Annotated in this window: 8 protein-coding genes and 1 pseudogene; 7 read left to right on the top strand and 2 right to left on the bottom strand. The window is 47.1% G+C overall.

Annotated features, from left to right (window positions below; all coding sequences use genetic code 11):
• Window positions 1–164: 164 nt before the first annotated feature.
• Entirely contained in the window at window positions 165–311 is a 147-nt protein-coding gene (locus RMO79_RS18700; protein WP_310484751.1) for a hypothetical protein, read from the bottom strand.
• A gap of 363 nt (window positions 312–674) precedes the next feature.
• Here RMO79_RS18700 and RMO79_RS18695 point away from each other — a divergent pair, with 363 nt between their 5' ends.
• The 7 genes from RMO79_RS18695 (at window position 675) to RMO79_RS18665 (ending at window position 10,675) form a co-directional block, all read left to right on the top strand.
• Window positions 675–1,367 carry a hypothetical protein gene (locus RMO79_RS18695; protein WP_310484750.1) on the top strand — a complete coding sequence of 231 codons (693 nt, stop codon included), beginning with the start codon at window positions 675–677 and terminating at the stop codon, window positions 1,365–1,367.
• A 176-nt stretch (window positions 1,368–1,543) separates the two neighbouring features.
• Entirely contained in the window at window positions 1,544–3,895 is a 2,352-nt protein-coding gene (locus RMO79_RS18690) for a hypothetical protein (protein ID WP_310484749.1), read from the top strand.
• A gap of 130 nt (window positions 3,896–4,025) precedes the next feature.
• Window positions 4,026–4,274 carry a DUF6335 family protein gene (locus RMO79_RS18685; protein WP_310484748.1) on the top strand — a complete coding sequence of 83 codons (249 nt, stop codon included), beginning with the start codon at window positions 4,026–4,028 and terminating at the stop codon, window positions 4,272–4,274.
• A 234-nt stretch (window positions 4,275–4,508) separates the two neighbouring features.
• A complete protein-coding gene (locus tag RMO79_RS18680) occupies window positions 4,509–5,855 on the top strand; it encodes a glycosyltransferase family 2 protein (protein ID WP_310484747.1) in 1,347 nt (448 codons plus the stop codon).
• A 203-nt stretch (window positions 5,856–6,058) separates the two neighbouring features.
• Window positions 6,059–8,098: a HAMP domain-containing sensor histidine kinase gene (locus RMO79_RS18675; protein ID WP_310484746.1), complete on the top strand. Its 2,040-nt coding sequence runs from the start codon at window positions 6,059–6,061 to the stop codon at window positions 8,096–8,098.
• Between the two features lie 19 nt (window positions 8,099–8,117).
• Window positions 8,118–9,827 carry an AarF/ABC1/UbiB kinase family protein gene (locus RMO79_RS18670; RefSeq protein WP_310484745.1) on the top strand — a complete coding sequence of 570 codons (1,710 nt, stop codon included), beginning with the start codon at window positions 8,118–8,120 and terminating at the stop codon, window positions 9,825–9,827.
• Between the two features lie 17 nt (window positions 9,828–9,844).
• Entirely contained in the window at window positions 9,845–10,675 is an 831-nt protein-coding gene (locus RMO79_RS18665; protein ID WP_310484744.1) for an ATP-grasp domain-containing protein, read from the top strand.
• Window positions 10,676–10,811: 136 nt separating this feature from the next.
• On the opposite strand, the pseudogene RMO79_RS18660 reads toward RMO79_RS18665, so the two are convergent.
• Window positions 10,812–11,391, bottom strand: a pseudogene (locus RMO79_RS18660) (beta-glucosidase); the annotation flags it as partial.

The raw sequence follows: 11,391 nt of genomic DNA, 5'->3' as shown, positions 1-11,391 counted from the left end.
GAAGCTTCCCCCACAAAGCTCGCGCCCAAGACCGCACTTTTCGCTACGCGGACTAATAAACTAGTCCGCGTAGGCGGACTTTGCAGCATTAGCCGCGACTTTAGTCGCAGGCATTCTATAGGTAGCAACTTGGGTTAATTTAACGTACTCTTACCCGAATCACTCTATCCGACAATCCTTACAAACGAACCCGCTGTAAAGGTTAAGTTAAGATCGATTGCGCTAATATCGCATGTCTGGGATTGTGAGACTCGATCGCGCTGTTGGACGATACATCCCCACAATCTTGCTATGGCAATTACTCTAGCCATTTAACCCGCTCAGTAGCGATCGGCTAGATAACGTAAAATTCGATACAGCACTTGCTAAGTAGAAGAAGTGCCCGTAATATAAAAGTATGAACGGTTTTGAAAGCAGCTTTCCACAAGCGTTTCGAGCGATGATTGGGTGTTACATTCAATAATCTTGCTGGACGCTCGAACTAACTTTCGAGCATGTGGATAAGCAAACACAAAGAAACCCGCTAACAGCTCGACGATCGAAAAGTGAGATCGGCGGGTTGCGAGCACTAGACTCAGCAACCATCACTTTTGAGTGGGGTTTGTTAACGAGTTATCAAATAAAACACTGACCAAAGTATACATTACTCAACCCAAAATAGAAAGTCAGAACATATGAATTTCACTACTAAAATCGCTCTCGCTCTCGTTGCTACTACTGCTGGTATTGCTTCCCCCATGGTAGCTAATGCTGGCCCAACTACTGGTTCTACTGCTGCTGCGGTATCGATCAAGTTCCAAAAAAGTGGTGGTACTGGTAACTTCACCATTAATCCTGGCAGCACGGCTACTGGTGGCGGTAGCGGCATTCAAGAACTCTCTGCTGCTGTAGCTACTGGCGAAACCCTCGCGACTGCTGCCGCTCAAAGTAACAAAAAAGGTACTAGTGCTACTGCTAACGGCTTTAGCGCACCTGTAACTCTCTCCTACGAAACTTTCAACACTCAAAGTAAGGTTCAAGGATCTTCCGAGTCCACTTCCAACAGTGAATTCAAAGCACAAGCGGCGGTTGACTTTGCTGCTGCTCAAAAAAGTTCTCAATCAGCTTCCTTCTTTGAATCTGAAAGACTCAGCCTTACCACCAAAGGCAAAAAAGTCACTAACTTGACTGTAGAACAGATCGAAGCTGCTAAAGCTGCTGCTAGTAGCGAAGCTAACGTGAAATTAACCGCTAGCTTGAACGCTAGTGCTTCACAAAGTGCTACCAAAAAAGATTCTGCTACTATTTCTGGTAGCTCGGTAGGAACTAACTATCAGTACACTGGTTCTTCTGCTGGTTTACAGTACCTCCCCGCAGTTGTCAAATAGTAATTGAGTTGCGCCGACTTCAGACTTCATCCTGAGTCGGTGCTAACACATTCACCATCGACAGCCAATTTATCCATCACTAGTTTAGTTCGCCACAGGTAACGCCGAACGAACGTTCTAGGATGGATATTTTTTGTCCGAACTCAACTTTGCGATCGCGACGACCTTCTTTAAGTATGACTGCACGATTATTCATTTATCTTCAAGCTGCTATCAAATTAGGATCTTACCCGATCGCGCTGTTGGGTTGGGCTGTTGCGCTTGCGAGTAACGTTAGAGCGGCATCGCCAGTCGCCGAGCCAACTAGCGATTTATTTGACAGTGACAATATTTCTCCCAGTCAGATTTTCAACAAATCCGATCGGGAAACACCAAACGCCAATGTTGCCCAGAAAGTAACTAATCCCCGCGCACCGCAACTTCTGGCACAGGTATTTCCAGTACCCAATCTCACCCCGATTTTTACCCTCTCCACACCGATTTCGATCCCTGCCATCCCTCGGCTCGATAGCACCAACCCACTGAACTCGATTATTACGCCAGAGTTAATCGTCGCACCGAATAACACGCCAGCCGTATCATCGCAAAATGCGCCGACGCAACCAGATTCGCGCTTTATCCTCCCACCCCGCGAACTCGATCCGGCTACCGTCGATCCGTTCTCGACACAATTTATTCTCAATGGGGATAAAATCTCGCACTTTACGCCGACGATCGTTAAAACTGGCTACGAATCGGGGAATTTTCGGACGAGCGACCTCAATTTTAATGTCTATAAAGTCATCAAATCCGAGAATATTCAAAGCGTCACCAAGGATGTGGTATTGCGCGTCGATAGCCAAATCGAATCTGTCGGCGTGCGGAGCATCGAGCGTCAACGCGATCTGACTGTTGCTGTCTCCCAACCCCAAACTTTATTGGGGGTGCGCCAACAAATTAGTCTCGACGGCGATTGTCTGGATGGTTCGGGACGCACTTGTACGTTTCTCCCCGGACTGAGGATCGATGAATCAAATCTCAATCGCCAACTCCAGCCGACGGGGGTAACTGTTACTTCGCAATTTGGCGATGTTATTTCGCCTGCATCAGTCGCCGCAATTCGAGAGCCAGGATTTCAAGGTGGTGCCAATGGTGAGAACTATGGCATCGATCTTACCGTCCCCGCGATCGGGTTAGTTACAACTCCGTGGTCTGCCAATCCCGTCTCTACAGGCAGCCGTCGGGAAGATATTACTGCTGGGGTCGCGGTCAATTACACGCGGATGAATCAGAATTTAGCCACCAATGGCGTGGAATCGGTGCTAGGACGGACAATTCGATCGGTTACTTTGACTAATAACGAGCGCAACCAGGCAATTAATCTGGGTGTAGTCGCCCTCGGTCAGGTGTTACCAGCAGCTAGACCCAGTATCGCTGCTGGCACACCAGGGACGCGGATCGTGGTCAATCCCAATCTCTACCGCGCGGCTAATGCGATTAGAATTCCTGAGAACAGTCAGACTGTCTTTCAAACGGGAACGGGTTACGCCATCAGTCGGGGTGCCGATCCCAAAATTCCGCCAGCAGCCAGTCATCAAGCGATTTGGGTTGGGTTGTCTCCCGTCGTCGAGCGGCAAGTCGTCCGCGATTATAATTATGTCACGCGCCGCGATCCGCAGATCGTCCAAAGTGGCGGCGGTGAAGGCGGGAGCGTTCCTGTCGCGGTAAATCTGAATAATTTTGGGTTTAATTCGGGCAGCTTGCAAAATGTTTACAGTCAAGGCTATGTTACCGTCTACAATCGCGATGTCGATCGCGTCGATGTCGAGACGCTGCGCCAACGCACCGATTATTTTCCCCATGTGAGTTTTACAGGGACGAGTTTGACGGAAAATAGCTTGTGGCGGTACTACACAGGCGCGATCGCCAGTATTGGTTCTGGTTCGCAAGCACCGCAAAATATTAAAGCTTATGTCGGCACCGATTACGCTGTCGTCAATCCGCGCGGCTTGAGCTACAGTTTCGGCGGCATCGGCTATCTCAATCCCGATCCGGAATATGCCACCCAATTATTCGTCAATACAACTCAAGCAATCCCGCTCGGAGCCAACCCCCGCAATAATCTATCGATCGGAGTCAATGCTAATTATATCGTCGATGGCTCGATTACCATCCAGTCACTCCCCGTTCGATCGACGCAAAGCTTTGTCAATGCCGGGGTAAATGTCAATATCGGCGATATCTCGATCGGCGGTACGCAATTTATCGGCAACATTTTACCCGAATCGACCGATAGTAAAACCCTATTTAATATCGGTTGGAAAGTAACCGATCGCTTAAATATCGGGGCGTTTTATACTGTTGCCGATCGAAATATTTCCACCAATCCCTATGGTGCCAATCTCAGCTACGCTCTCGATCCCAATTCTGATTCCATGCTGTTCTTGGGCTGGAATGCTGCCGAAATCGATTTTCGGCGCACCCTTGGACCCACATCAAATATTTACCGCGATAATACCTTTACAATGTCGATCCGCTACGGATTTTAACAGCGGTTTTGACTGATAAGCGAACATGCCGATCTTGTTTATTCCTATTGGCAGATAACTATTACCAGCCGATTAGATAGGCTCTAAATAAGCCGATCGGGCTGTCAATTTTTAACTGCGGGAAAAAGAGATGAAAGAGCCAGAACTGAATGAATTAATAGATAGAGATCTTGATGAAGATGCATATCGATCGGCTGTTAATGGCGATGAGGCTGTTGGTGGTAGTACCGCAGTTCCCAGTCAAAACGACACCGAAGAACTAGCACAGGCTGTAGGCATCGAGATCGAGGAAGGATCGCCGTTAGCAATTGAGGAAACGATCGAACGTCGCGATCGCAATCGCTGGGAACTAGACCCCGATTCGGTTGCAACGCAATAAAATCGATCCCCGTCCCCCCGTCTCCCAGTCCCCCAGTCCCCCCGTCCCCCAGTCAGTGAGCGAAGCCGAACTGCCGTCCCCCCGTCCCCAATTTTTGAAGTCTCAAAATAGTGTTGGTACTCATGCCCACTCAGGTTAAGATGTGTAAATAAACGAATGAAAATCGAGCGATCGTAGGTCTAGTCGATCCTAAATTCTCATCATTTACTATTTACTTCCTATCTTCACCCGAACATGACCGATCGCAGCTTACCGTTAACCGTTGAAGACCCTACCATTCCAACGATCGATTGGTCGGTGGGGATGGGTTATCGGCGACTCAAAGCCGCGACGATCTTGGGGGGATTGTGGCTGGGCGTTGCAGCTTTACATTTAATTAGTTGGGGCTACCTGGTGGCTTGGGGAATATCGAGTGTATTTTGCTTGGGAGCATTGCGATTGGTAACCACTAAAATTGCGCCATCCCCCGTATTTATCCCCCCCCAGACTTATCCATTTATTTCACTGGCGATTGCGGCTAAAAACGAAGCTGCGGTGATTACCAACTTGGTTGAAAGTCTGTGCAGTTTAAATTATCCAGCCGATCGATATGAAGTCTGGGCGATCGACGATAATAGTACCGATCGGACACCAGAAATTTTAGACGATCTCGCCCGGAAATATCCGCAACTGCAAGTACTCCACCGCACCGAACACCAGACTGGGGGCAAATCTGGCGCGCTCAATCAAGTCCTCACCTTAATGCAGGGCGATTTAATCGGCGTGTTCGATGCTGACGCACAAGTTACGCCCGATTTTCTCGATCGCGTTGTCGCTCACTTCCAAACCGAATCTGTCGGCGCGATCCAACTTCGCAAAGCCATTACCAACAGCGAGACTAATTTTCTCACGCGCGGACAGCGGGCAGAAATGGCTCTAGACGCTTATCTCCAGCAACAACGTACAAACAGCGGTGGCGTTGGCGAATTACGCGGTAACGGTCAATTTGTCCGCCGTACGGCGTTAGCTAGTTGCGATGGTTGGAACGAACAGACGATCACCGACGATTTGGATCTGACATTGCGGTTGCATCTGACGGGGTGGGATATTGAAGTTATGTCTTATCCGCCAGTGGGTGAAGAAGGGGTGACGACCGTTACCGCCTTGTGGAATCAACGCAATCGCTGGGCGGAAGGCGGCTTTCAGCGGTATCTCGACTACTGGGAACCGATCGTTAGCAATCGGATGGGAACGAAAAAAACGATCGATCTGATTTCATTTTTATCGATTCAATATTTACTCCCACCTGCGGGGATTCCCGATTTTCTGCTGGCATTTTGGCTCAAACATCCGCCGCTATTGCTGCCGATGACGGCAACATTGGGCGTGGCTCTGCCGTTGTGGGCGGCTTGGGTGGGGTTGCGGCGCAGTTATCAACAGGCGGGGACGGTGGTTGCGCCTGCAACATTACTCGTCCAAACGGCGATCGGATCGTTATTCATCCTCCATTGGTTGGTAGTCATGCCCTTTGCGATCGCCCGGATGGCAATTTTCCCCAAACGTCTCAAATGGGTCAAAACCCTCAGACAAGCCGATTTATAAATTATTGTAAAAAAAAATACAGAATACTGAGAAAAAATAACCAATAATACGTCGGTTATTGGGCATACTTAGTATAGATAGATAGATCCTTACTTAGACCATTAGCTACGATCGAAGGGTGTGGCACAATAAATGGGTGGGTCTAGTATCTACATCCGCCCCTCACTCATTAGCGCAGCCTCTCACTAGAGAATCGATTACTCATGCAGGACTCTCGCGAAATTGATTATTTCGGACAACGCATTCTTCAGATCGTCCAGCCCCTTGCTGCTGGCGAAGATCGACGGGAGGTGCTAGCTCTTTTAGCTCAATCGATTGCTAACAACTTTGCAGCAGATGGCTGCTGGATCCTACAGTATACATTTCCAGATACTGTCAGAGTTGCGGCTAGTGCCTGTGTTAGCCATCGGACTAGCTCGATCTCCGATCGACTGCCAACGTGCGAAATTCCCGCCGCGCCGACACCAATTCAGTGGCGGATGCCCTTGCTACCCGATTATCATGTGACGATCGTTGAAACTCGCAACCAGGCGCAGGTGACTGGCTGCGTAATTCTGGCGACTAAAGGCGTGGAATGGTATCGAGAAACAAAATTAATCTTGCAGATTGTGGCTGACTATGTTGGCGTTGCCCTAATTGAAGAAGATCTGCAAGCGCAAGCAAAAATCGCCAGCGTCTATCCATTATTACACCAGCGGCTGACTCAAGCGATCGTCGAAAAACAGCCGATGGAGCGGTTGTTTGAGGTGGCTGTATCGGATATGGTATTGGCATTACAACTCAAGCGAGGATTGGTGCTGACTCTCAAAGCTAGTAATAAGCAGCCCGCCCAGCCGCTCGAAACAGCGGCTCCCGCAGTAGTAACAGAACCCGATTTACCCTTTGAAGTTTCGGAATGGGATCGCCCGGTAAATTCGGGATCGAACCAACAAACAGCCGCAGTCGTTGGCGGAAAGCCCGCTCCCCTGGAGAATCGATCCTCGGTGGCAACAAGCATCCAACCAGATCTCCCCATAAGTGGCTTGACACCTGCGGTGAAGCCGCCGATTCAAGTGCAAATCGTCACCGAAATTGATGTCCGCCCAGGCGAGCGACACCCATTACCGCCGTCTTTTTTACTCGAAAATTCGCAATTGTGCAAAGCTGCGCTGGCAAATGCTCCCAATCCCACGATCTTTAATGGGCACGATCTCCAGAGTACCTCGATCGATCGGCTGGTTTTTCAAGACGATCGTTTACCGAGTATCGCGATGATTCCGCTGATGGGCACCGTTACGCCAAATCGCCAGCCTGCTGATGCGGTGTGGGGCTGGTTGGTACTCCAACACGATCGTTCTCGCCAGTGGCATCCCGTCGAATTAAAATTACTCCAGGCGCAGATTTTACAAATCGCCCTCGCCAGAATTCAACGCCGCGCCCTCAAACAGGCTGGTAATGCGATCGCCAACCGGACATCTCAAGTGCAAACGAGCCTGCAACTTCAGGCAAAGTTACACGATGTCGGGCGCAAGCGGATGGAGAAATTGCGTCAAGCCAACGATTTTAAAGATGAGTTTATCAGTACGATCGGGCACGAGTTACGCACGCCGCTGACGAGTATGTCGTTAGCAATTAAGATGTTACGTCAGGCAGATGTCGATCCCGCTCGGCGCGAACAATATCTCGATATCCTCGAAGATCAGTGTCAGCGCGAAATTAAACTGGTTAACGATATCCTCAAACTTCAACAGTTAGAATCGCACCAATTAGAATTTCGTCCCCAGCAAATCGGCATCGATAGACTTGTTTCCGAGCAAGCGACGATTGTTGCCGAGCGGTGGCAACAGAGTAAGGAAATAGAGTTATCGCTACATTTACCATCGACATCATCTCAAATTGAAACCGACGCAGATAGTCTCAAACATATTATTGAAGAATTGCTGATCAACGCTGGTAAATTTGCCATCCCCAAAACGATGGTAGAAGTCTGGTTGACGATCGAACCAGAACGTGCGATCTTTAAGATTGCCAATTTGAGTAAGCCAATTGCTAGCGCAGATCTGCCGAATTTATTCGATCGATTCCGGCGCGGTGAGGGCGTTACCCAACAGGCAATCGCGGGTACTGGTTTGGGCTTGGCACTAGTTAAATCGATGGTAGACCACATTCAAGGTACGATTGTAGTAGAAAGTACTGCGGTAGAACCCACGATCGCCAAAACTAGTTTCACTGTCGCGATCCCGACAGTACTCGAACGTCACTAGCTTGAGGAAATTAGCCCCTATGCGGATCGGACAGCAAGTCTCACCAGTTTTGCCCAGATTGGTAGCAGCCGATCCGATTTCACCCGTACGGCAATTTCGCTGGCAAAAATTGCCATATTCACCTCAAGCCAGACAATTCGATATTTTTACCGCAGCAATTGGCTTAGGGTTAAATCTGCTGCGCGATGTGGTTCTACCTACTAAAAACGAGCGATATCACAGTCGGCGCGCTCAAAAATTAGTCGATACCGCGATCGGATTGGGGCCGACTTTTATTAAGATCGGTCAATCTTTATCGACTAGAGTTGACTTTTTTTCACCGATTTATACCGAAGCACTGAGTCAATTACAAGATCGGGTGCCAGCTTTTAGTGTCGAAGAAGCCGTAGCAATTATCGAGACAGAATTAGGCACTTCTATCGACACATTATTTACCCAATTCGACCCGATTCCCCTGGCGGCGGCGAGTTTAGGGCAGGTACATCGCGCTCAATTGCGGAATGGTGTAAATGTAGTAATTAAAATCCAACGTCCGGGTTTACAGCGATTACTAGAACTCGATTTTAAGGTAATTAATAAGCTGTTTTGGTGGATCGATTTATTATTACCTAAGAAACGAGCTGCCGAACTCCGTGCCATCCATCAAGAATTTTTCACCCTGCTGTTTCAGGAAATTAACTATACCAACGAAGGTCAAAACGCCGATCGCTTTCGATCGAACTTTAAAGATAGTCAACAAGTTGTTGCCCCGGAGATTTATTGGAAATACACCACCGATAAGGTATTAACAATGAGTTATTTACCTGGCATTAAAATCGACGATCTGGCAACCTTATCAGCCTGTGGATTTGACCCCAAACAAATCAATCAGCTCGGAATTTGTTGTTATCTCAAACAACTATTAGTCGATGGCTTTTTTCAAGCCGATCCGCATCCCGGTAATATGGCAATTATGGCAGATGGCAAATTAGTCGTCTACGATTTTGGGATGATGGTAGAGTTAAAACATATTTCTACCGAACGCACGATCGAGACTTTTTGGGCGGTAATGAAGAAAGATAGTGAAGCTGTTACTAATAACTTAATCGAACTGGGATTAGTCGAAGAAGTTGTAGATATGCGCCCGATTAAACGTGTAATTGAGTTCATGCTAGAACGCTTTACCGATCGACCTGTAGATGTTAGGGAGTTCGAGCAGATTAAAAGTGAAATGACGACTCTCTTCATCCAGCAACCCTTTCAAATGTCCCCTGAGATGAGCTTTATTATTAAAGCTTTATCTACCCTCGATGGCATTGCCCGCACGTTAGATCCTGAATATAATTTAGTCGCCGCAGCCCAACCATTTGTCCGCAGCTTTGCAGTTACCGAACGCGGTAATATCGTCGGTAAATTAAGCAAGCAAGCCGTTAGTTATCTCAAAGATAAATTAACTAAGCCTAATGCCAATAAGCTCCGAATTAGTCAACTAGAACAACAATTAGAACAGCAAGAAATTGAAGCATTAATGCGATCGCAAATAACCGATCGATCGATTAAAAGGTTGCATTTAGTCATTCGTAATCTCAGCTATTTATGCTTAACGAGCTTTAGCGCGATCGCCACAATATTACTTAGTTCTATATATCCAGCTTGGTCTTTATATTTATTTGGTATTACTGGCGTGAGTGGATTAATCTGGTTATTGTCTTTATTAAATATAGTTATTAAAAATCGATTTACCAATTAAGGTTAAAACTAATAATTGTGATTTCTAGAATTTTAAATCAGTCAGATGGTAAATGGGTATTTGAAGATTTGGCGCAGATGCTTTCGCGATCGCTGTGGGTAGATATTAGCGAAACTCCTGGAGATCTTAATTATATTCTTTGTACCGATTCAGAATTAATAACCAGTCAGATCGGTAGTTTTATCCCCTTGCGATCGATTAATATTGCCGCAGATAAAAGAGAGATCGAACAAAAATTCAAAGCTTTTGGCGTTAACAGACCTAAAACATTTATTTTAGCATCAATTAAAGATGTAGAATTAATTTTAACCACCCATCCTCGCGATCGATGGATTCTCAAATACCCCACCGGATGCGGCGGCATGAATCATCGATTAATCGAACATATTAGCGAAATTCCCGAACATTGGCCGCAACCATTTCTCATTCAAGAATTCATCGAATCGGTTCAGCCAGCAGTGTATCGATTTTATTGCGTAGATGGTAATTTATTTGGATTTAATGCCAGAAAATTCGCCGATCCAAATATCTCCACTCCGTGGGTATCTCATGCTAACGGTGCTAGATACAGTCATCAAGAAACTCCACCTCCAGCCGCGATCGAAGTTGCCACAGCAGCTTTAATGGCAACAGGTTTATACTATAGTTTTGGTGCGGTAGATTTAGTTATAGATCTTCACGATCGCTGGTACGCACTCGAAGTCGGTACCGATGGCATTTATAATCATGTCGATCGAGATATCGATAATAATGCGGTATTAGACGAACTCAACGAACGACTCGCGATCGCGTTTTGGAAAAGACTCGGAACACCACCCTGGGGGAAAAGTTGGCAGTATCGAGAATAAAGATCCGATCGAATTCGATCGCAGATTGGCATAATTTCTCTGAATTGCTAGTGGGGTTGGGCGGGTTCGTTTTTAGGTTATCTGTAGAATCTACAATTATTAGCATAAACCCGCCCCTACGGTCGATAATCTCATTTTACATGCCAAACAACCGATCTAACGCGATCGATTGTGCCGCAGCCATTTGTCCGTAACAGAACACGCACGGAATTTCTGGTGGTAAAAGTGGCGCGAAATCTGCCATTAAATAAGGACTGCCGTAAATAACTAATCCTTGTAATTGTCCGTTGGCTAATAACTGTTGAAATAATTGTTTCGCCACAGATGTAATTCCCAAACCGCCCGAAAATGGACTAGTCCGAATGAAAAGTTGCAAAATAGCTGAATCTTCAGGCGCGATTGTAATCGTGGGGCTATGACGGTTAATAAGCTGAAGTTGATAGCCGAGTTTGGTGGGGATAGTGACGGCAGGAGTACTACGACTGAGGAAGGTAGTATCTAAAATCTCTTCTAATACGACGATATTCTTGCCAGAGCTGGGCTTGAGCGGTAAATTGCCCTGAGTCACGATCGAGTCTTGTAATATCCGATCGGCAACAGCCATTGCCTGCGGTTGGGCGAGAGTGGTAAAAGCAGCGGGTTGACTATTTACAGGCGATTGAGTGAGGGTGACACCATCCCAATTTTGGAACAACTTCTGTTTCGCTCTCCAAATT

The organism is Chamaesiphon sp. VAR_48_metabat_403 (assembly GCF_031422475.1).
Lineage (GTDB): Bacteria > Cyanobacteriota > Cyanobacteriia > Cyanobacteriales > Chamaesiphonaceae > Chamaesiphon.
The sequence above is the reverse complement of the archived record's forward strand: the minus strand, read 5'-3'. Positions and strand labels throughout refer to the sequence as shown.

Bases quoted from the DNA above. Each gene is read 5' to 3' on its own strand.
- RMO79_RS18690 (WP_310484749.1), top strand. From the start codon at position 1,544: ATGACTGCACGATTATTCATTTATCTTCAAGCTGCTATCAAATTAGGA.
- RMO79_RS18675 (WP_310484746.1), top strand. From the start codon at position 6,059: ATGCAGGACTCTCGCGAAATTGATTATTTCGGACAACGCATTCTTCAG.
- RMO79_RS18685 (WP_310484748.1), top strand. From the start codon at position 4,026: ATGAAAGAGCCAGAACTGAATGAATTAATAGATAGAGATCTTGATGAA.
- RMO79_RS18695 (WP_310484750.1), top strand. From the start codon at position 675: ATGAATTTCACTACTAAAATCGCTCTCGCTCTCGTTGCTACTACTGCT.
- RMO79_RS18680 (WP_310484747.1), top strand. From the start codon at position 4,509: ATGACCGATCGCAGCTTACCGTTAACCGTTGAAGACCCTACCATTCCA.
- RMO79_RS18670 (WP_310484745.1), top strand. From the start codon at position 8,118: ATGCGGATCGGACAGCAAGTCTCACCAGTTTTGCCCAGATTGGTAGCA.
- RMO79_RS18700 (WP_310484751.1), bottom strand. From the start codon at position 311: ATGGCTAGAGTAATTGCCATAGCAAGATTGTGGGGATGTATCGTCCAA.